The following is a 20,630-nucleotide window of genomic DNA, read 5'->3' as shown; positions in this document are numbered from 1 at the left end:
GGTCGGGCTCAAGGCAAAACATGACATCCGGATTCAGACTTCTTTGTGCAGCGGCCATGGTGTTGGGGTTGGCCGGCTGCATCGCCGCGCCCATCGAAATGACCGCACAAACCGAAACACGCCTGAAGGTTCAAGCCCCCGTGCGTTTTCTGCTGACGTTCGATGACGGCCCAAGCGCTTCGAGTTTCTGGAACCCGTCGGCCACCGTACTCGACAGTCTCAAGGACAATCCTGTGCAGCCGGGCATCAAAGCGGTGTTCTTTGTCCAGACCCGTGCGCCCCGGGCCGGCAACAGCGATATCGGCCGCGGCATCATGCGTCGCGAGTTTGCCGAGGGGCACATTCTCGCTTTCCATACCGCGACCCACTGGCACACCAATCACCGATCGCTCGATCCTCAAGAGCTCGAAGAGTCGCTGACCAACGGCACAGCGGACATCGCCGCCATCACTGGTGCGCCACCGACGTTGTTGCGTCCGCCGTTCTGGAACTACGACAAACGTACATTCGCTGCCTATCAACAGCATGGGCTGCACGTGTTACTCACCGATTTGAGCGCCAATGACGGCAAGATCTGGGGCTTCAATGCCAGTCCGCGCCGGCGGGCAAACATGCTGCGGCAGTTATCGGAGGTTCGTGAGCGCATTGCGCTGGGTCAATTTCCGACCGTCGATGGCGTGATTCCGGTGGTGGTGACGTTTCACGACCTCAACCGTTACACCGCGCGGCACACTCGCGAATACTTGCAGATCCTTCTCGATAGCGCGGCGGCCACAGGTGTGAGGCTGGCGGACAAGCCTTTCTACGATGATCACGCCGATCTGGAACGGGCCGCGTTGGCGCGTACCGTGGAAAAAAGCTCGGAGACAGTGCAGCTGCCGGGTATCTGGAACTGGATTTGGGACCACGACGCGCACTGAGTGACTGCGTGAAAGTTGTGACCGGGTTAACGGTTTTGTACCGGGCACGGTACAAATTGCTCATCTATGCTCTACGGATCGATTGATTTTCGCCTGCGAGGCGTCCGTCCATGCTTGCCATTGCCGAGATTTGCCGCATCGTCGAATCCGGGTTTCCGGCGTTCAAGTGCGACTGCGTTCCCTCCACGCAGGGGCTGCTGCAGATCAAGGTGTATGAGCCAGAAAGCGGACGCGTCGAATTGCTGCTCAATGGCGTTTCCCCGGAGCACCTCGTCACCATCCGTGACATTTCCAACTTCATTGGTGAGTTGCGCACGGAAATGAGCGCGGGTCGCCGGGCGTTCGCCGGTTAGTCCTCATAAACGCCGTTGAAATGCCTGGACGATGCGCAATGTCGCATCACTGGTGTTGAGGTTGCACACCGCATTCAGCGGGTGCCAGATGCAGTCGATAATTTCATTTTGCGGGCGCACCTGATCAATGTTCAGCACTGATGCCTCGTAGACGTGATGCCGGGTGCCACCGCTTTCCAGTTCCATCAGATACAACATTTCGTCGGCATTCAGGCCGGTCTCTTCCTGCAATTCGCGTACGGCGGCATCGGCTCGGGTTTCCCCGGGCTCGACCTTGCCGCCGGGCAATGTCCAGCGGCAGCGGGGTTTGCGCACCAGGAGAATATGTCGATCCTGTTCGCAAATGACGGTGGCACGTACTTTCATCTGTTACCTGTTTACTGCTTGTCACAAAATAGTCATAAAACTGCAATATTCGAGCCGAGCCCTTGGTTAAAGGTTCCTTCTCGGGTTGGAGCTTTTGCTTGTACGAAAAGTGCCAGGCCCCTGACTGGCAGGCGTGACGACACCGGGTAGGCACCGCGGCGAAAACAGGGTGTAAGGTAAAAGCGTGAAGCTGAACCTGTCCGTTAGCGAAAGGAGGTGACCATGAGCATTGCGATGCTGAACAAGATGCACATGAACGGTTATGACGTGCTCAGCGTGAACAACGGCCCATGGCGGGTGTGCACCCAGGGTGATCGGCTGGCGTCATTTGCCAGCAGAGAAGAGGCGCTGGCGTACGCGGCCGCACTTCCCGGTTACCAAAAACGCTCGAAGTGTGCGCAAAGTCACAAGGCCAGTTGAATGGCGGCAATGAACAGCCCCGGTTTAGGCCGGGGCTTTTGTTTGGGGGCGAGCCAGTGTCAGTGGACTTTGGTTCGACTGATCGCGCGGGCCTTCACTTCCTTGGCGTACAGTTGCAGCCGCTCCTCATCACTCTGCAGGATCTCGCAGGATCTCAGCACTGCCTGGGCGTCCGCCTCGTTGCCGGACTTGCGCAGTTGCTCGGCGATGCGTTTGAGGTCGACCGCCGACCAGCGCAGATCCGATGCAACGCTTTGCAGGTCGCGCTGAAGTTCGTGTTCGTATTCATTGAGCCGCATGATCACCTCCAGAACATTCTCGGTAGAAAATAGTAGTCGGATTTTTTGCGGGTAGCGTGTAGCTCGTCTGTCAGTGGCCAGAAAGGTTGTGAAAAATTGTGCCGTCTCCCCCGAGGGCGCGGTGCCATGATGGATGTGTATCCTGTTAGGCGTTACATTCGCTTTTTTTTCAGCACGCTTTCTACAAATAAGGAAACACCATGCGGATATGGATCGGAGGGCTGGCGTTAGCCATGTTGGCAGGCTGTTCATTGCCGACATCGTTGGTGCCGGGTGAACCGAACGTCAGCAAGACCAGTAACAAGGCGCCGAAGGATTACGCCGCGTGTGTATTGCCGTTGTGGCAGCAGGATGTGGCGAAAACGTCGCAGACGTCGATTTCCAACGGCTATCGCATTACCGCCCCGAGCATCATTACCGCTGACGAGATTCTCGATATCGTCAAGTACAAGGATGGCAGTCGCGTTTCGTTGTATCAGGGGCCGCCGTGGGCCAAGTCCGGCTCGTTGCGCAAATCGGTGCGTGATTGTCTGTAGCGCCCTTGTCTGGCGCAAAAAAGCAGAAACCGGATCAGCGGTTTCTGCTTTTTTTTCGATTTTTTGCGGGGCGGTCAGTCGGAAATGTCGGTCAAAGGGATGGTCGCGAAGTTGCCTTTTTTCTCGCGTCGATCCTGAATCCAGTCTTCCACCTGTTGGCCAAATTCTGCTGGTGCCTTGCGCCCGACCTTTCTGGCGATGTCGAGAATGGTCTGTTGGGCGAGGGCCTCTTCCATGCGTTGCTGTGCGGTCATCATCGCGGCGTGGATCGAGCAGGTGCCTTCGGTGGCCCATTCTGGCGGCTTGCCTTCAAACAGGGCGCAACGTCCACGGATGTCGCGACATTCGAAAATGTTCTTGCGCCCATCGATCGCTTTGACGATATCGAGCAGGGTGATTTCATCGGCCGGGCGCGCCAGGCTGAACCCACCGCGTACACCTTCGGACGCCACCACCAGTTTGCTCTTGGCCAGTTTGGTGAAGATTTTCGCCAGATATTCCACCGGCACGCCCTGCAGTTCGGCGAGGTCACGCACGCTGGCCTCACGAGTATCGCCGCCGTTACCGACCAGAAATGCCAGGCAATGAATGCCGTATTCGACGCCTGCGCTGTATAGAGACATGGTTAAGTCCGACTTGATTTGTCGTAAATTTTATCAGCCGTGATTCGAGTGGGCAATCTGCGGAGAGAGGTGGAACTGCATCAATAAAGGGCTGTGAGTGCATTGTCTGTGCGATTTGTCCGGATTTTAGCTGCCGATGTCATCGATAAATCCGATCAAACCTATCGGATAATCTGACTTGTGAGAAATATATCCGACTAATAAAGTCGGCGCTATTGAGTTGGCAGTGACTGACTCAAAACGAATTCGATTTCTCTCTTACAGTCGCTGGGCGTTTTCTGGAGAAACACAATGAAGCAGCAGATTCTGGTTATCGGCGCAGGTTTTGGCGGCATGTGGTCGGCATTGAGTGCTACGCGTCTGGTCGACCTTCATGGCCGCAACGACGTTGAAATCACCGTTCTCGCGCCTCAGGCGGAGCTGCGTGTACGTCCGCGATTTTATGAGCCGAACGCTCATCAACTGGCTGCACCGTTGCATGAACTGTTCGAAGCAGTCGGCGTTCACTTCATCAAGGGTGCGGCGCAAGCCATCGATGTGGCAGAAAAAACCGTCGGTTACACCGATCAGTCGGGTCAGAAGCAGACGTTCCACTACGACAAACTTGTTCTGGCCAGCGGCAGTGGTCTGGCGCAGTCGGCGACGCCGGGCGTCGCGCAATACGCATTCGACGTCGATCAGATCGAAGCGGCGATTCGTCTCGAAGCACACCTCAAAGCCCTGAAAGATCTCCCTGACAGCAAGGCGCGCAACACGGTTGTCGTTGCGGGCGGTGGTTTCACCGGTATTGAAACCGCGACAGAAATGCCGACGCGCCTGCGCGCAATCCTCGGCGAACAGGCCGACATTAACGTCATCCTCGTTGATCGCGGGCAGAAAATCGGTGCTTCGATGGGTGAAGAAATCAGTAAGTCGATCGTCGAGGCCAGCGAAGAGCTGGGCGTTACTTGGCGTCTCGGTGTGTCGGTGCAGTCGGTCGATGCCGACGGCGTGACGCTGTCGGACGGTCAGCATATCGAGGCGAAAACCGTCATCTGGACCACGGGCGTACGCGCCAGCTCGCTCACCGAGCAAATCCCGGCCGAGCGTGATAAACAAGGGCGCTTGCACGTCGATGCGCACCTGAAAGTCATCGGTCAGGACGATATTTTTGCCACCGGCGACGTCGCCTACGCCGCCACCGACGACATCGGCAATTACGCGCTGATGACTTGCCAGCATGCGATCTCGTTGGGTCGTCACGCCGGCAACAACGTCGCGGCGCAGATTCTCGGTGTCGACCCGACGCCGTACAGCCAGCCGAAATACGTCACCTGCCTGGACCTCGGTGCCTGGGGCGCGGTGTACACCGAAGGCTGGGACCGTCAGGTGAAACTGGTTAAACAGGAAGGCAAGGCGTTGAAGACCCAGATCAACACGCAATGGATCTATCCGCCTGTGGCTGATCGTGCCAGCGCGCTGGCGGCAGCGGACCCGATGATTCCTGTGGCGTAATCCATGCTGCGCAGAAAAATCCCGCTCATTGAGCGGGATTTTTTTGTCTGCGCAATAGGCTGTTACCAGGCTTCTCGACGCATGCTTTTCAAGTTTGTCGCTGCGTTAGAGGGGGCGGCGCTGATCTGGCTTTGCGCAGATCGGCGCCTGCAATGAGAAGTGACAGTTGTGCGAGGGCGGCTTTCTTGGGTCGGCTAGGCTTTATCACGCCAGCCCTTGAAAGAGGCGAGGGAAGGATTGTTTCGATATCTGAAGGAGATGCGGATCATGGATGATCTGGTGAAAGAGGTAATTCCGCTGTTGCAGTACTTGATTCCCGGGTTTCTATCGACCTGGATTTTTTACTCGCTCACAGCGTTCAGGCGACCGGATACATTTGGTCAGATTGTGCAGGCTTTGATTTTTACGTTTGTGATTCAAGGAGCGGTGTCGGGGATCGGAGGGATATGTTTGTGGGTAGGGACCAAAGGCATCTCAGTTGGTCCGTGGAGTGCCAAGGCAGAAACACTGTGGGCTCTGGTTGTTTCAATCTCGCTCGGTCTGTTTTTCTGTCGCCTCGCCACCAGTGGCAAGTTGCACGGGTGGTTGCGTGGCAGAAATCTGACGAAACAATCTTCCTACCCCAGTGAGTGGTTCAGCACGTTCGCGCAGCATCATCGTCTGGTCACACTGCATTTGACCGATGATAGACGCCTTTTCGGCTGGCCCGCAGAGTGGCCTCCCGAGTCCGCCAAAGGTCAGTTTGTGATGCAGAACCCCAGATGGTTGAAAAGTGATGGAACCGTGGCGTCTTTTGGCGCTGAGTATTTGGTGATAGATTCCGCGAAGGTCCAATGGGTTGAATTCAGCCCGCTATCAGGGGGTTCGACATGACTGCCAGAGCAACGCAACCAATGCCTCCCAGCGTGGCGCGCCTTTTTGTCGGCCCGGACGGCAAGCCTTCACCAAACCTGAAAGGCCCCAGCGCACCACCTCCGGCACCAAAGCGCTAACACGCCAGGCGCGCCGCTTTATGAGCGGCGCTTCATTGGTGCGGCAGTTATCCAGGATTAGTGGTCCGCTGCCGCACACCGCGGTCAAACCGTCTCCACCAACCAATCCCGAAACGCCTTCAACGACGGCAACGCTTCATTGCGTGGCGGATACACCAGGTAATAGCTGCGCCGGCTGGTGATCGGCTCGCCCAGTTGCAGCAACTCACCGTTGAGCAACTCATCCTCGACCAGAATTCGCGGCACCAGGCCCACGCCAATGTTGGCCCGCACGGCCTGAATCAAATGTGAGGTCATTTCAAAGCTCGGGCCGATGCGCATGCTGCGGTGCGGCAAGCCGTGATGGCTGAACCATTCGGCCCACGCCTGAGCATTGCTGCTGACATTGAGCAGCAATTGCCCGGCGATGTGCTGCTCGGCGTCGTTGCGCTCAGCGGCCGACAATTGCGCGCTGGCGATCACCACCAGTTCCTCGGTGTGCAAGGGCAGCGATGTCAGCCCTGGCCATTCACCCCCTCCAACGCAAATCGCCGCGTCTATTTCGCTGGTGTCGAAGTCGATGGCTTCGATACGCGAATGCAGGTGCACGGTCATGCCCGGGTGCGCGGTGTAGAAATCCTTGAGGCGCGGCAGCAGCCACTTCGAACCGAAGGTCGGTAATGTCGCCAGGCGCAAACTGTGGATGCCGGAACCGAACGCCATTGCTTGCAGCGTGGCACTGCGGATTTGCCCAAGGGCTTCAGCCAGTTCGCGCTGATACATGCGCCCGACATCTGTCAGCACGACTTTGCGCCCCTCGCGATTGAACAGGCGCATGCCGAGCATCTTCTCGAGAATCTGTACCTGACGGCTGACCGCGCTTTGCGTCAACGACAGTTCGTGGGCGGCGCGGGTGTAGCTTTCATGGCGAGCGGCAGCCTCGAAGGCGAGCAGTAACGACATGGAAGGGGTGAGCGTTCGCGGATTCATTCGGAAAAGTCATTAATAACGGGTCGAATTTACGGTTGTCCCAACGAGTCTCAACAATGAACATGGGCAACATGAGATGGCGGAGCCTGACGCAATCATTCGTTGCGTACAACTGTTCACCGCCACACGGCCTGATTTTGACCCGAGATGCCCTGACCGATGATTGCCCAGCTGTCGCCCGCTACCGCTCTGACATCCGATTACCAGCAGTTCCTCAAAGCCCTGAAAACCAGTGGTTTTCGCGGCGAGATCAGCGCCGACTACGCCAGCCGCGTGGTGCTGGCCACCGATAATTCGATCTATCAGCGCCTGCCGCAAGCCGCTGTATTTCCCATGGACGCTGACGATGTAGCGCGGGTCGCACGACTGATCGCCGAGCCGGCATTCCAACAAGTGGTGATCACCCCGCGTGGTGGTGGCACCGGCACCAATGGTCAGTCGTTGACCGACGGCATCGTGGTCGACTTGTCGCGGCACATGAATCACATTCTTGAAATCAACGTCGAACAACGCTGGGTGCGCGTGCAGGCCGGGGTGGTCAAGGATCAGCTCAATGCCGCGCTGAAATCCGCCGGATTGTTCTTCGCGCCGGAGCTGTCGACCTCCAACCGCGCCACCGTCGGCGGGATGATCAACACCGACGCCAGTGGCCAGGGCAGTTGCACCTACGGCAAGACCCGCGACCACGTCCTCGAACTCGACATGATTCTGCGTGGTGGTGAACGTCTGCACGGTCAACCGCTGCAAGAAAGTGAACTGCAAACGCTGTGCGCCCGAGAGGATCGGGTCGGTGAAGTCTACCGTTGTGCGCGGCAGATCATTGATGAGCAGGGTGAGCTGATCAAACAGCGTTTCCCGGATTTGAACCGTTGCCTGACCGGTTACGACCTGGCGCACCTGCGCGAGGCGGACAACCGTTTCAACCTCAACAGCGTGCTGTGTGGCGCTGAAGGCTCGCTCGGTTTTGTGGTCGAGGCGAAGTTGAATGTGCTGCCGATTCCCAGGCACACGATGCTGGTCAACATCCGTTACGCCGGCTTCATGGATGCGCTGCGCGATGCCCGTGCCTTGATGGCGCTCAAGCCATTGTCGATCGAAACCGTGGACTCGAAGGTGTTGTTGCTGGCGATGCAGGACATCGTCTGGCACGGCGTTGCCGAGTATTTTCCGGAAAATGCCGAGCGAGCGACGTTGGGCATCAACCTCGTCGAGTTCTGTGGTGATGATCCCGAAGAACTGCAACGGCGGGTCGAGGCGTTTGTCGAGCACCTGAGCAGCGACCTCACCGTTGAACGTTTGGGGCACACGCTGGCGGTCGGTCATGCGGCGGTGAACAAGGTTTATGGCATGCGCAAACGCGCGGTCGGCCTGCTCGGTAACGTCGCCGGGGAAGCACGGCCGCAGCCATTTGTCGAAGACACCGCCGTGCCACCGCAACATCTGGCCGAATACATCGCCGAGCTGCGCGACCTGCTCGACAGCCACGGTTTGCAGTACGGCATGTTCGGGCATGTCGATGCCGGCGTGTTGCATGTGCGGCCGATTCTCGACATGAAAGATCCGCAGCAAGCGGCGCTGGTGCGCCCGGTGTCCGACGGTGTCGCCGCGCTGACTCAGCGTTACGGCGGCCTGCTGTGGGGTGAGCACGGCAAAGGTCTGCGCTCGGAATATGCCCCGGCATTTTTCGGCGAACTGTATCCGGCGCTGCAAGCGTTGAAAGCGGCGTTTGACCCGTTCAACCAGTTCAACCCCGGCAAGATCGCCACCCCGGCCAACACGGGCGCGGCGTTGTTGAAAATCGACGAAGTGACCCTGCGTGGCGAACTGGACCGGCAGATCGACGAGAAAGTCTGGCAGGACTACGGCGCCGCCATGCACTGCAACGGCAACGGCGCCTGCTATAACTTCGATCCTGACGACGCGATGTGCCCGTCGTGGAAAGCCACCCGCGAACGCGCGCAATCGCCCAAGGGCCGCGCCTCGTTGATCCGCGAATGGCTGCGCTTGCAGGGCGAGGCAGGCGTCGATGTGTTGTCCGATGCGATCCGCCGGCCGGGGTTTTTCACCACGTTGTGGCAGCGCTGGCGCAACAGTCGTACGCAGACTGAGGATTTTTCCCATGAGGTTTATGACGCCATGGCCGGGTGCCTGGCGTGCAAATCCTGCGCGGGGCAGTGCCCGGTGAAGGTCAATGTGCCGGAGTTTCGTTCGCGGTTTCTTGAGCTGTATCACACGCGGTATCTGCGTCCGGCGCGGGAATACCTGATCGCCTCGCTGGAGTACAGCATCCCGTACATGGCGCGGATTCCGGCGCTGTACAACGGTTTGATGGGCGCGTCCTTTGTCCGCAAGCAGCTGGAGCGTCTTGGCGGCATGGTCGATGTGCCGTTGCTCAGCCGCTTCGATTTCCATGCGGCACTGCGTCGCTGGCAGGTGCAGCCGGCGACGCTGGCGACCTTGTCTGCGCTGACCCCGGCGCAGCGTGAGCGCAGTGTTGTGCTGGTGCAGGACGCGTTTACCCGTTACTTCGAAGCACCGTTGCTGGCGGATCTGGTCGAGCTGATATCGCGCCTCGGTTATCAGGTGTATCTCGCGCCGTTCAGTGCCAACGGCAAGCCGCTGCATGTGCAGGGTTTTCTGTCGGCGTTCAATCGTGCGGCGTTGCGCAATGCACGGCAACTGCGTGAGTTGGCCGATATCGGCGTGCCGCTGGTGGGGCTGGACCCGGCGATGACACTGGTCTATCGCCAGGAATACCTGAAAGTGCCGGGCATGGAGCATTGCCCGGAAGTCTCTTTGGTGCAGGAATGGCTGCTCAAAGTGATGCCGCAGCAGACGACTCACCGCAGCGCTGAGACCTTCCGCTTGCTGGCGCATTGCACGGAGAAAACCAACGCACCGGCCGCCACTCGGCAGTGGGAACAAGTGTTCGAGCGCGCAGGCTTGAAACTGGCGACCCAGGCCACCGGTTGCTGCGGCATGTCCGGGACCTACGGCCACGAGGCGCGCAACCAAGAAACCTCGGCGGTGATTTATGAGCAGTCGTGGGCGCGTCAGGTCGATGCGCCGGCGGAGCAGGGCGAGGCACTGGCCACCGGTTATTCGTGCCGCAGCCAGGTCAAGCGCCAGTCGGATCGGGCGTTGCGCCATCCGTTGCAGGTGCTGCTTGAGGGCGTTCGTCGCTGAGCGGCTCGTCGTCCGCGGCGTTGTCCCAGATCAGGCGTGGGTCGAAGCTCATCGCCGAGAGCATGGTAAATACCACCACCATGCCAAAAAACAGGATGCCCGGGCGCGGCTCGATGTCGCCCAGCGCCTGGAACTTCACCAGCGCCGCGACCAGCGCGACCACCAGCACGTCTAGCATCGACCAATAGCCGATCAGCTCGACGAAACGGAACAGCTTCGAGCGCTCCCGGCGCGCCCAGGCACTGTCGCGCTGCACGGTGATCAGCAGCAGCGACAGCGCGACAAATTTGATCCCCGGCACCGCGATGCTGGCGATGAAAATGATCAGCGCGATGTCCCACGCACCTCCTTCCCAGAACTCCAGCACGCCGCTCATGATCGTGCTGTCGGCGCCGTTGCCGAGCATCACCGTATTCATCACCGGCAGCAGATTGGCCGGCACATAAAACGCCAGCGCAGCGAACAGATAGGCCCAGGTGCGAGCCAGGGAATTGGTCTTGCGCCGGTGCAACGGCGCATCGCAGCGCGGGCACTCGTGTGGCTCATCACTCATGTCACAGGCCAGCCCGCAGCTGTGGCACAGGCACAGATTGAGTTCACTGGCAGTCGGTGGCCGTTTCATAGGATGTCCCAGAGCTCACGGATATCGCGGCCGGCAATGCGGATCATCATCAGGCTCAGCACGGCTAGCGCGAACAGGCCGATGCCGGGCAAGACATCGAGCAGCCCGGCGAGTTTGAACACCGCCACCATCGCCCCCAGCAGGCACACTTCGAGCATGCTCCACGGGCGCAAGGTTTCCAGCCAGCGCATGCACAACTTGAAGCCGGGTGCGCGTCGCGAGGAGAGGGCATAACCGAGCACCCAGGCCAGCAACACCAATTGAAACGCCGGGGCGATGATGATCGAAATGGCCGCGACCATGGCCATGAACGTGATCGGCCCCTGACTCAGCGCCTGAACCGAATCCCACAGCGTTGCGCTGTTTTTCAGGCCTTTCATGCTGATGCTCATCACCGGATAGAAATTGGCGAACAGCCACAATATCGCCGCCGTGAACGTCAGGGCCAGACGTTGCTCGACGGTCAGACCATTGAAGCGCTGGAGCACCCCGCCACAGCGCAGGCACAGGGTCTTCTGATGCTTGGCGAGCACGGCTTTTTCGTACACGCAATCGCAGTGCTCACAGATGATCAGGTGTTCGGTGTTGACCATGGACAACGCTCGACGCAGGGACCTGATCACTATAGACGCTGATCCGTCAGAGGCGCGGCGGGAAGTGGCGGGCGAAGTCGATAAACGCCTTGAGCGGAGCCGGGACGTGGCGGCGGCTCGGGTAATACAGGTTCAGGCCGGGGTAGCTGGGGCACCAGTCGGCCAGCACTTGCACCAGACGCCCGGCGCGCAGATGGTCGCTGACCATCTCTTCGAACACATACGCCAGCCCCAACCCTTGCAGTGCCGGGCCGACCATCAGGCTGACGTCGCCGAGGGTCAGCGGGCCGTTGACTTCGATTTCCTCGGCGATGCCGCCCCGTTCGAATTCCCAGCGATACATCGCGCCGCTGGGGAAGCGATGGCGGATGCACGGCAGGTCATGCAGGTCCTCGGGTTTCTGTGGCGCGGCGTGGCGTTGGAAAAATGCCGGCGAACCAACCACCACCGAGCGCATCGACGGGCCGATCGGCAGCGACACCATGTCTGCCTCCAGGCGATTGCCAAAGCGCACGCCGGCATCAAAGCCGTTGGCGACGATGTCCAGCAGAGCGTCGCTTTCGACGACTTCCAGGCGAATGTCCGCATACGCCTGTAAAAATTCACTGGCAATCGGCAACAGCACCAGTTCGCAGGCTTGGCGCCCGCAGGTGATGCGCAGATTGCCCGAGGGCTTGTCGCGAAAGTGGTTGAGGTCTTCCAGCGCATCGTCGATGTCGCGAAACGCCGGTTTGAGCCGCGCGTACAGGCGCTCGCCGGCCTCGGTCAATGCCACGCTGCGGGTGGTGCGATTGAACAGGCGCACGCCGAGTCTGTTTTCCAGCGCCTTCACCGAATGGCTCAGCGCGGAGGGCGTCAGGCCGAGTTCGATGGCGGCTTTGCTGAAGTTCAGCTGCTGCGCCGTGCATAAAAATACCGAGAGATCTGCCGCTGAGGGGGATTTCATCTGTGAATGCCTTTCACAAAGCCATGCGATTTTGCTGGGATTATCACATCAGTAGCACGGCCTTAAAGTCGCATCAACTTTCGAGCAGGGCCGGCACCTCGGCTGAGTCGCAGATCCTGTGGGAGCGGGCTTGCTCGCGAAGAGGGCGTGTCAGTCGACAAATCGTGTGACGGTCGAATCGTCTTCGCGGCAAAGCTGCTCCCACAGCGAAAGCGCTGTGCAGTGTATTCACGCAATGATTTTCTTTTGACAAGGGATTGCCTCATGACTTCTGTAGTTGAACAGCGCGGAGCACGCGACAAGCTGCTGATCCTCGCAGCCGTGTGCCTTTCAGCACTGGTACTTCCTTTGAGTTTTACTGGCGGCGCGGTGGCGACACCGGCCATTGGCCGTGATCTGGGCGGCAGCCCCGCGGCGCTGACCTGGATCACCAATGCGTTCATGTTGTCGTTCGGCAGTCTGCTGATGGCAGCGGGGGCGTTGGCCGATGCATACGGGCGCAAGCGGCTGTTCACGTTCGGCATGTTGCTGTTCACCGCGGCATCGATTGCGCAGAGTCTTGCGCCTTCGGTGTTCTGGCTGGATGTGCTGCGTGCCGTTCAGGGCGTGGCCGGTGCGGCGGCACTGGCCAGTGGTTCGGCATCGCTGGCCCAGGAGTTCGACGGCCATGCCCGCACGCGGGCGTACAGTCTGCTCGGCACCACATTCGGCATTGGCCTGGCGTTTGGGCCTTTACTGGCCGGAGCGCTGATCGAGGCGTTCAGTTGGCGGGCGATTTTTGTCTTCACCGCGCTGGTTGGCGTGATCGCCATGGCTTTCGGCCTGCCACGCATGCATGAAAGCCGCGATCCGGACGCTAAAGGTCTGGATTGGCCGGGCACCGTTCTGTTCAGTTCAATGTTGGCGCTGTTCACGTTTGGTCTGATCCAGGCGCCGGACAGTGGTTGGGGCAGTCCGTGGGTGGTCGGATTGCTCGGTGCTTCGGCATGCTTGCTGGTGGCCTTCGTGATGGTTGAAATGCGCGTCAAGCGGCCGATGCTCGATCTGACCCTGTTCCGCTTCCCGCGCTTCATCGGTGTGCAGGTGCTGCCGATTGGCACCTGTTTTTGCTACATCGTGCTGGTGGTCATGCTGCCACTGCGCTTCATCGGCGTGGAAGGCTTGAGTGAAATAGATGCCGGCCTGCTGTTGCTGGCGTTGTCGGCGCCGATGCTGGTGGTGCCGATGCTTGCCGCGTCGATGACGCGGTTTGTCTCGGCAGGCATCTTGTCCGGTGTCGGCTTTCTGGTGGCTGCCGTGGGCCTGCACTGGTTAAGCCTGTACAACGTTGGCGAGCCGAAATTCGCGCTTATCGTGCCGATGGTGTTGATCGGAATTGGCGCCGGGTTGCCGTGGGGCCTGATGGATGGTTTATCGGTCAGCGTGGTGCCGAAAGAGCGCGCCGGCATGGCGGCGGGGATCTTCAATACCGTGCGGGTGGCGGGAGAGGGGATTGCCTTGGCGGTTGTGGCGGCGATCCTGGCTTCACTGCTGCACACCGATCTGTCGAATGCGCTGGCGGGCGATGCCGATTCGGCACTGATTGCCGAAACGGCGCATCGTGTCACCACCGGCGACATGGCCCATGCGATCAACAGCTTGCCGGGGCTGGCCAACGAGCGATTGGTGCAAGGTTACGCCTCGGCGTTCCAGTATCTGCTGCACATCCTGACGGTCATCACCTTGCTGTCGGCGGTGGTGGTGTTGGGGTTGTTGAGCAGGGATCGCAACGTCACGGCTACGCAAAAGGCACCGGCATAACACCATCCCTGTGGGAGTGGGTGTACTGAAGTTCAGGGCCACGGCAAATCCCTGTGGGAGCGGGCTTGCCCGCGAAGGCGTCGGCCCGGGCAACATCGATTCGCCTGACCCACCGCCATCGCTGGCAAGCCAGCTCCCACAGGTTTTACGGGTGTACTCAAAATCCGGGACCACCGCAGATTCCTGTGGGAGCGGGCTTGCCCGCGAAGGCGTCGGCCCGGGCAACATCGATTTCGCCTGGCCCACCGTCATCGCTGGCAAGCCAGCTCCCACAAGTTTCACGGGTGTACTCAAAATTCAGGGCCACGGCAAATCCCTGTGGGAGCGGGCTTGCCCGCGAAGGCGTCGGCCCGGGCAACATCGATTTCGCCTGACCCACCGCCATCGCTGGCAAGCCAGCTCCCACAGGTTTCACGGGTGTACTGAAAATCCAGAGCCACGGCATATTCCTGTGGGAGCGGGCTTGCCCGCGAAGGCGTCGGCCCGGCCAACATCGATTTTGCCTGACCCACCGTCATCGCTGGCAAGCCAGCTCCCACAGGGTTTACGGGTGTACTGAAATCCAAGGGCCACGCAGCTTCCACAGGTTTCGGTGTCGCTTTTACTTGCGATCCAGCCACACCGTTTGCGCGTTGCAGAACTCGCGCACGCCGAAGTGCGACAACTCACGGCCGAAGCCGCTTTTCTTCACGCCACCAAAGGTCACGCGTGGGTCGCTGGCGGAGTAGCCGTTGATGAACACGCCGCCGGTTTCCAGTTCGCTGGTCAGTTGCTGGGCCAGTTGCACATTAGCGGTGTAGATCGTCGCGGTCAGGCCGAAATCACTGTCGTTGGCCAAAGTGACGGCATGCGCACAATCCCGGGCGGTGATGATCGAAGCGACCGGGCCGAACAGTTCCTGTTTGAACGAAGTCATGCGATCGGTGACGTCGGCCAGCACAGTCGGTTCGTAGTAGTTGCCTGCACCTGCGGATTTACCGCCACCGAGCAACAGCGTTGCGCCTTCTTCGAGGGTGTCGCGCACTTGCTGATCGAGTTCGTCACGCAGATCGAAGCGCGCCATCGGCCCGATGTAAGTCTCGGTGGACAGTGGATCGCCGACCTTCAGCTTGCGCGTCGCTTCGACGAATTTGCGGGTAAATTCCTCGACCACGCCTTCTTCGATGATCAGACGCTTGGCTGCCGCGCAGACCTGGCCGGAATTCTGGTAGCGACCGATCACGGCGGCCTGAACGGCTTCGTCGAGGTCAGCGTCATTCAACACGATGAATGGATCGGAACCGCCCAGTTCCAGTACGCATTTCTTCAGTGCAGCACCGGCCTGCGCGCCGATGGCCATGCCGGCACGCACGCTGCCGGTCAGAGTCACGGCGGCGATACGCGGATCGGCGATGGCTGTCGAAACGCCTTCAGGCGTCACATTGATCACCTCAAATACACCGGCGGAAAACCCGGCGCGAGTAAACGCATCGCGCAGCAGATAAGCGCTGCCCATCACGTTCGGCGCATGCTTGAGCACGTAGGTGTTGCCAGCGATCAGCGCGGGCACCGCACCGCGCAGCACTTGCCAGATCGGGAAGTTCCACGGCATCACCGCGAGGATCGGGCCAAGCGGACGGTATTCGATACGCGCCTTGCCACCTTCGACTTGCGTAGGCTCTGCGTCGAGCATGGCCGGACCATGTTCGGCGTACCACTCGCAGAGCTTGGCGCATTTTTCGATTTCGCCACGGGCCTGGGCGATGGGTTTGCCCATTTCCAGGGTGATCATGGTGGCCATTTCTTCGGCGGTTTCACGCAGGGCGCCGGCCAGCGCAGTCAGTGCGCGGGAGCGGTCTTGCAGCGGCTTGCGTTTCCATTTGCCAAAGCCGAACGCGGCGCGGGTCAGGGCGGCGTCGAGGGCTTCGGCGGATTCAAAGGCGTAGGCGCCGATTTGCTCGCCGGTGGAGGGGTTGATCGAGATGGCGTGGGTCTGGCTGGAAATCTGGCTCATGGCGTCGTCCTGCGTGTTCAGTGGATGGGCCTAGAGTAGGGTGGCGTTTGTTTTCTGGAAACTGAATAATAAAGATCGTTTCTTTCACGTTTGGAGAATGACTGTGGATCTGGTGCAGCTGGAAATCTTCAAAGCCGTGGCCGAGCACGGCAGCATCAGCGCGGCGGCGGCGCAGATCCATCGCGTGCCGTCGAACCTGACCACGCGGATCAAGCAGCTGGAGCAGGATCTGGGTGTCGATCTGTTTATTCGCGAGAAAAGCCGTTTGCGCCTGTCACCGGCCGGATGGAGTTTTCTCGAATACGCGCGGCGCATCCTCGATCTGGTTCAGGAAGCCCGGGCCACCGTCGCGGGCGAAGAACCGCAGGGTGCCTTTCCCCTCGGTTCGCTGGAAAGCACCGCAGCGGTGCGCATTCCCGAACTGCTGGCGGCGTACAACCAACTGCATCCGAAAGTCGATCTCGATCTGTCCACCGGGCCGTCCGGAACGATGATCGACGGCGTGCTTTCCGGGCGTCTGGCGGCGGCATTTGTCGACGGTCCGGTGCTGCACCCGACGCTGGAAGGCGTGCCGGCATTCGAAGAAGAAATGGTCGTGATCGCGCCGCTCAATCACCCGCCGGTGCGGCGCGCGGCGGATGTCAACGGCGAAAACATTTACGCCTTTCGCTCCAACTGCTCGTACCGCCATCACTTCGAAAAATGGTTCAGCACCGACGCCGCCGTGCCCGGCAAGATCTTCGAAATGGAGTCCTATCACGGCATGCTCGCCTGCGTCAGTGCGGGTGCCGGTCTGGCCCTGATGCCGCGCAAGATGCTGCAGAGCATGCCCGGCAGCGCGACGGTGAGTGTCTGGCCGCTGGCGGCGGATTTTCGCTATCTGACCACTTGGCTGGTGTGGCGGCGGGGCACGGTGTCGCGCAGTCTGAGCATGTTTGTGCGCTTGCTTGAGGAGCGCGGTGTCGTGCGGGCTGAAGAGTAACTGACACGTTTTGTCATGGCCGTAGCGTTCTTGGCCAGTCCTGAAACGGCTGTAAACCTTATTCAGGACCGGACATATCAAACAGCGCTGTGTGCCCCATCGACATTGCGCGGTAGATTCAGCGGATTGCCTTCGCGCAACACCTCGGGCAGCAACGCATCGGGAAACCCCTGGTAAGCCACCGGCCGCAAAAAACGCTCGATCGAAGTCATGCCGACCGAAGTAAACCGGCTGTCGGAGGTGGCCGGGAATGGCCCGCCATGGACAGTGGCGTAGGTCACTTCCTGCGGATGAGCGAAGGCGTTAACCACGATGCGCCCGGTGCGGCGTTCCAGAATCGGCAGCAGGCGCCGGGCCAGTCCCAGATCGCGATCTTCAAGATGCATCGCCGCGCTGAGCTGTCCTTTGAACGAGCGGGCGACCGCCAGCAGTTGCGCTTCATCATCGACTGAAACCAGCAGCGCCGACGGGCCGAACACTTCGTGGGCCAGCGCCGGTTCGGTGAGCAAACGTTGCCCGTCGACTTCCATCAATGCCGCGCGTCCGTCCAACGTTGCATCGGCTGGCGTGCCCACGGCGATCAGGTCAGCCCCGGCACTTTCCATCGCCACCAGTCCTTTGACGTAAGCACCATGAATGCCCGGTGTCAGCATCGTGCGCGCCGGTGCCTCGCTGACCCGTTTGCGCATGGCGCTGCGCAGCGTTTCAAACCCGGCGCCTTTGATGGCGATCAGAATCGACGGGCACAAACAGGCCTGGCCGACGTTGACCAGCATCCGTTCGATAAAGCCGTCACCGATCTCTGCGCCGCGAACGGCCAGGGCATCGGGAAGGATGAACGTCGGGTTGACGCTGGTCATCTCGGTGAATACCGATATCGGATCAGGGCGCAGTTGCGCGCGACGATAGAGGGCCATACCGCCCTGCTCGGAGCCGGTGAATGTCACCGCTTTGATCAACGGGTGATCCACCAGCGCCTCGCCAATGGCATTGCCGCCGCCGCGCACCATCGAGAACACACCTTCGTGCAGACCATGGGCCTGCACGGCATTGCGAATGGCGCGTGCCTGGATTTCCGATGCGCCGGGGTGCGCGTTGTGTGCCTTGAGAATCACTGTCGCGCCGGCGGCCAGTGCCGACGCGGTATCGCCACCCGCCACCGAATAAGAAATGGGGAAATTGCTCGCACCAAAAATCGCCACCGGGCCGAGGGCGATTTTTTGCAGGCGATGATCCATGCGCGGGCGCGGCTGACGTTCGGGTTGCGCAGGGTCGATCGCCAATTGCAGGAAGCGACCCTTGCGCACCACGTCGGCGAACTGGCGGAACTGGGTGGCGGCCCTTGCGGCTTCGCCTTCGAACTGAGCGTGCGGCAGACCGGTTTCCAGTGCCGTGCGCGCCGCCAGCTCAGGACGAACGGCGTCGAGGTTGTCGGCAATGGTTTCTAGAAATGCCGCGCGTTCGGCCAGTGAGGTGTGGCTGTAGCTGTCGAATGCTGCATCGGCAAGCGTCGCGGCCTGATCGACCTGCGCGGGTCCACCGAAGGCAAACTCGGGCTCGATCAATTGGTTTGTTGCCGGATTCAACGCTTTCATCGTGCCTTCGCTGGCGGGCACATCAGCCGCGCCGATCAGCAGGTGGCCGCTCGGTCTCATTTCGCTTCACCCTGTGGTTTGAGGTTGGCGATCAGTTCGTCGGTGCTGGCGATGACATGGGCAAAGGTCGGACCATTGAGTTCGTGGGCGGCGTGCATCATCTCTGGCTTGAACGCGGCGGTCGCGTCGCGCACCAGGGTCACGTGGTAACCCAGTTCTGAGGCGTAACGCGCAGTGGCCTCGATACAGGTGTTGGCCAGCAGGCCGACGATGATCACGTGGGTGATGCCTTTCTGCTTCAGGCGAAAATCCAGATCGGTATTGGCAAAACCACTGGAGCCCCAGTGTTCCTGCACCACGATGTCGCCGTCCTTCGGCGCGAAATCCGGGTGCCACTCGCCGCCCCATTCGCCACGGGCAAAATGGTGCATGTGCATGATCTTGCATTGCGTGGGCGTCGGGTGCTGCCAGTTTTCGTAGTCGCCTTTTTCCCAGCGGTGATGGGGTACGATGACCACCGGAATTTCCAGCGCACGCACGGCGCGGTCGAGTTTGCGCAGGTTGTCGAGCAGGCCGTTGTCCTCGGCCATCGGTTTGATCAGCGGGAAGATCTTGCCGCCGTCCGAGAGGAAATCGTTGTACGGATCGACCAGCAGGTAAGCGGTTCTGTCCAGCGGATAGAGAGAGTTCGACATGACTGTTTGCTCCGGCAATGGGATTGATCGGTGCGCAGGGCTTGTCCCGGCATCTTGTAGATATGATAATCATAGTAACTGTAAAAGAGGCAAGCCCTGATGTCAGTAAACGATAGTCCTGCCGCGCAGACGCTGTGCCCGATTGCCCGGGCCGAGGCGATCGTCGGTGACCGCTGGACGGTGCTGGTCTTGCGCGAGTTGTTCATGGGCAATCATCGCTATGACGAGATCCAGGCGCAGACCGGCGGCACGCCGCAAATGGTCGCCGCTCGTCTGAAATGCCTGGAAGCGGACGGGCTGGTCGAGCGTCGCTTGTACAACGAGCGGCCGAAACGCTACGAGTACCACCTCACCGCGAAAGGCGAGGCGTTCTACCCGGTGGTCATTGCTTTGCGTAAGTGGGGCGAAACCTGGTGCAAGGCACCGGAGGAGGGGCTGGCGGTGAACATGACCCACAAGCTCTGCAATCACAGCGCCGGTCTGGGCCCGCTGTGCGATCACTGTGGCGAGCCGTTGCGCCGTGAGGATTTGATCAGCCAACCGAGAGAAGCCTACGCCGCCGAACGGCAGGCGCGGCGTGAGGCGTTCAAAGCGAAATAGTGTGCGTCATGGCGTGCCGTTGCGCCCGTGCAGTCGATAGCCGGGCCGTTCAGTCAGGCGTTCGTAGTAGGCGCTCACCGCTGGAAAATCAGGGTGATTCAGCGGCGTCTCAAACCAGCGATTGACCGACAGCCCGATAGGAATATCAGCGAGCGAAAACTGTTCGCCGCTGATGTAGGCGCCGGTTTTCTCCAGCTGTCGGTCGAGGATTTTCATGGTGTTGGACCACTGCTCGATACCGTTGGCCAATGCCGCGTGATCCTGATGGCCCGGCGACTTGCGCACCAGCGACAAAAACGCATATGACCACGAGCGATTCAGCTCCGACGCCTGCCAGTCGATCCACTGATCGACCCGCGCTCGGCCTTGCGCGTCAGTCGGGTAAAGGTGCGTGCCGTCATAGCGCGCCACCAGATAACGGATGATCGAATTGGATTCCCACAAAGTGAAATCACCGTCCTGAACCACCGGCACCATGGCGCACGGATTCAATGCGAGAAACTCCGGTGTATCGGTCGGTTTGAACCCGGAACCCCAGTCCTCACGCTCGAACGCAATCTGCAATTCGGCGCAGGTCCACAGCACTTTGCGCACGTTGATCGATGAAGCTTTACCCAGGATTCGCAGCATTGGAGTTCCCTTTCCG

Annotated in this window: 21 protein-coding genes; 10 read left to right on the top strand and 11 right to left on the bottom strand. The window is 60.1% G+C overall.

The features are described from left to right. Positions 1–20: 20 nt before the first annotated feature. On the top strand, positions 21–920 hold the full coding sequence (locus ACIONG_RS06260; protein ID WP_401297464.1) for a polysaccharide deacetylase family protein: 900 nt from the start codon (positions 21–23) through the stop codon (positions 918–920). A gap of 110 nt (positions 921–1,030) precedes the next feature. After that, complete coding sequence (locus tag ACIONG_RS06255) at positions 1,031–1,273, top strand: DUF1652 domain-containing protein (protein ID WP_103303443.1); 243 nt, start codon at positions 1,031–1,033, stop codon at positions 1,271–1,273. 3 nt (positions 1,274–1,276) lie between these two features. On the opposite strand, the gene ACIONG_RS06250 is transcribed toward ACIONG_RS06255, so the two are convergent. After that, on the bottom strand, positions 1,277–1,639 hold the full coding sequence (locus tag ACIONG_RS06250) for an NUDIX hydrolase (RefSeq protein WP_103303444.1): 363 nt from the start codon (positions 1,637–1,639) through the stop codon (positions 1,277–1,279). A 222-nt stretch (positions 1,640–1,861) separates the two neighbouring features. Here ACIONG_RS06250 and ACIONG_RS06245 point away from each other — a divergent pair, with 222 nt between their 5' ends. Beyond that, positions 1,862–2,059 (top strand): DUF2188 domain-containing protein, encoded by a 198-nt coding sequence (locus ACIONG_RS06245; RefSeq protein WP_103303445.1) that lies wholly within the window; start codon positions 1,862–1,864, stop codon positions 2,057–2,059. 59 nt (positions 2,060–2,118) lie between these two features. Here the strand turns inward: ACIONG_RS06245 and ACIONG_RS06240 are convergent, their stop codons facing one another. Then, positions 2,119–2,358, bottom strand: coding sequence for a hypothetical protein (locus ACIONG_RS06240; RefSeq protein WP_401297461.1), 240 nt, complete (start codon positions 2,356–2,358; stop codon positions 2,119–2,121). Between the two features lie 200 nt (positions 2,359–2,558). Here ACIONG_RS06240 and ACIONG_RS06235 point away from each other — a divergent pair, with 200 nt between their 5' ends. Further along, positions 2,559–2,894 (top strand): hypothetical protein, encoded by a 336-nt coding sequence (locus ACIONG_RS06235; protein WP_103303447.1) that lies wholly within the window; start codon positions 2,559–2,561, stop codon positions 2,892–2,894. A 74-nt stretch (positions 2,895–2,968) separates the two neighbouring features. Here the strand turns inward: ACIONG_RS06235 and ACIONG_RS06230 are convergent, their stop codons facing one another. After that, positions 2,969–3,517 carry an Rrf2 family transcriptional regulator gene (locus ACIONG_RS06230; RefSeq protein ID WP_315446610.1) on the bottom strand — a complete coding sequence of 183 codons (549 nt, stop codon included), beginning with the start codon at positions 3,515–3,517 and terminating at the stop codon, positions 2,969–2,971. Between the two features lie 291 nt (positions 3,518–3,808). Here ACIONG_RS06230 and ACIONG_RS06225 point away from each other — a divergent pair, with 291 nt between their 5' ends. Both ACIONG_RS06225 and ACIONG_RS06220 read left to right on the top strand, forming a co-directional pair. Further along, the gene (locus ACIONG_RS06225) at positions 3,809–5,011 is read left to right on the top strand and encodes an NAD(P)/FAD-dependent oxidoreductase (RefSeq protein ID WP_401297458.1); all 1,203 of its coding nucleotides are present in this window, start codon (positions 3,809–3,811) and stop codon (positions 5,009–5,011) included. Positions 5,012–5,278: 267 nt separating this feature from the next. After that, positions 5,279–5,884, top strand: coding sequence for a DUF6338 family protein (locus tag ACIONG_RS06220; protein WP_103303450.1), 606 nt, complete (start codon positions 5,279–5,281; stop codon positions 5,882–5,884). 203 nt (positions 5,885–6,087) lie between these two features. Here the strand turns inward: ACIONG_RS06220 and ACIONG_RS06215 are convergent, their stop codons facing one another. After that, positions 6,088–6,972, bottom strand: a complete 885-nt coding sequence (locus tag ACIONG_RS06215) for a LysR substrate-binding domain-containing protein (protein ID WP_213028363.1) — start codon at positions 6,970–6,972, stop codon at positions 6,088–6,090. A 159-nt stretch (positions 6,973–7,131) separates the two neighbouring features. On the opposite strand from ACIONG_RS06215, the gene ACIONG_RS06210 reads away from it, so the two are divergent. Next, positions 7,132–10,158 carry an FAD-binding and (Fe-S)-binding domain-containing protein gene (locus ACIONG_RS06210; RefSeq protein WP_401297456.1) on the top strand — a complete coding sequence of 1,009 codons (3,027 nt, stop codon included), beginning with the start codon at positions 7,132–7,134 and terminating at the stop codon, positions 10,156–10,158. On the opposite strand, the gene ACIONG_RS06205 is transcribed toward ACIONG_RS06210, so the two are convergent. Genes ACIONG_RS06205 through ACIONG_RS06195 form a run of 3 tightly spaced genes read right to left on the bottom strand, consistent with a single transcriptional unit; the run spans position 10,091 to position 12,319 of the window. After that, positions 10,091–10,780, bottom strand: a complete 690-nt coding sequence (locus ACIONG_RS06205; protein WP_213028365.1) for a paraquat-inducible protein A — start codon at positions 10,778–10,780, stop codon at positions 10,091–10,093. The genes ACIONG_RS06210 and ACIONG_RS06205 overlap by 68 nt on opposite strands. Then, positions 10,777–11,373 carry a paraquat-inducible protein A gene (locus ACIONG_RS06200; protein ID WP_213028774.1) on the bottom strand — a complete coding sequence of 199 codons (597 nt, stop codon included), beginning with the start codon at positions 11,371–11,373 and terminating at the stop codon, positions 10,777–10,779. Before ACIONG_RS06200 ends, ACIONG_RS06205 begins: the two co-directional genes overlap by 4 nt. Positions 11,374–11,419: 46 nt before the next feature. Next, positions 11,420–12,319 carry a LysR family transcriptional regulator gene (locus ACIONG_RS06195; RefSeq protein WP_213028366.1) on the bottom strand — a complete coding sequence of 300 codons (900 nt, stop codon included), beginning with the start codon at positions 12,317–12,319 and terminating at the stop codon, positions 11,420–11,422. A gap of 264 nt (positions 12,320–12,583) precedes the next feature. On the opposite strand from ACIONG_RS06195, the gene ACIONG_RS06190 reads away from it, so the two are divergent. After that, on the top strand, positions 12,584–14,119 hold the full coding sequence (locus ACIONG_RS06190) for an MFS transporter (protein ID WP_401297453.1): 1,536 nt from the start codon (positions 12,584–12,586) through the stop codon (positions 14,117–14,119). Between the two features lie 601 nt (positions 14,120–14,720). On the opposite strand, the gene ACIONG_RS06185 is transcribed toward ACIONG_RS06190, so the two are convergent. Further along, a complete protein-coding gene (locus ACIONG_RS06185; RefSeq protein WP_401297451.1) occupies positions 14,721–16,112 on the bottom strand; it encodes an aldehyde dehydrogenase family protein in 1,392 nt (463 codons plus the stop codon). A gap of 103 nt (positions 16,113–16,215) precedes the next feature. Between ACIONG_RS06185 and ACIONG_RS06180 the strand changes: the two genes are divergently transcribed. Continuing rightward, entirely contained in the window at positions 16,216–17,094 is an 879-nt protein-coding gene (locus ACIONG_RS06180; RefSeq protein WP_103303458.1) for a putrescine utilization regulator PtrR, read from the top strand. Between the two features lie 77 nt (positions 17,095–17,171). On the opposite strand, the gene ACIONG_RS06175 is transcribed toward ACIONG_RS06180, so the two are convergent. Together ACIONG_RS06175 and ACIONG_RS06170 are read right to left on the bottom strand one after the other, a co-directional pair. Continuing rightward, entirely contained in the window at positions 17,172–18,749 is a 1,578-nt protein-coding gene (locus ACIONG_RS06175) for an aldehyde dehydrogenase (NADP(+)) (RefSeq protein WP_401297449.1), read from the bottom strand. Next, positions 18,746–19,384, bottom strand: coding sequence for an isochorismatase family cysteine hydrolase (locus ACIONG_RS06170; protein ID WP_103303460.1), 639 nt, complete (start codon positions 19,382–19,384; stop codon positions 18,746–18,748). The genes ACIONG_RS06175 and ACIONG_RS06170 overlap by 4 nt, the downstream gene beginning before the upstream one ends. Before the next feature lie 99 nt (positions 19,385–19,483). Here ACIONG_RS06170 and ACIONG_RS06165 point away from each other — a divergent pair, with 99 nt between their 5' ends. After that, positions 19,484–19,984, top strand: a complete 501-nt coding sequence (locus tag ACIONG_RS06165; protein WP_213028370.1) for a helix-turn-helix domain-containing protein — start codon at positions 19,484–19,486, stop codon at positions 19,982–19,984. 6 nt (positions 19,985–19,990) lie between these two features. Here ACIONG_RS06165 and ACIONG_RS06160 read toward each other — a convergent pair whose 3' ends face one another. Beyond that, positions 19,991–20,614 carry a glutathione S-transferase family protein gene (locus tag ACIONG_RS06160; RefSeq protein WP_401297447.1) on the bottom strand — a complete coding sequence of 208 codons (624 nt, stop codon included), beginning with the start codon at positions 20,612–20,614 and terminating at the stop codon, positions 19,991–19,993. Between the last annotated feature and the right edge of the window lie 16 nt (positions 20,615–20,630).

Origin of the sequence: Pseudomonas sp. NPDC087817 (assembly GCF_044742875.1) — a bacterium.
Classification (GTDB): Bacteria; Pseudomonadota; Gammaproteobacteria; order Pseudomonadales; family Pseudomonadaceae; genus Aquipseudomonas.
Note: the sequence above shows the minus strand (reverse complement) of the source record. Positions and strands in the feature narration are given on the sequence as shown.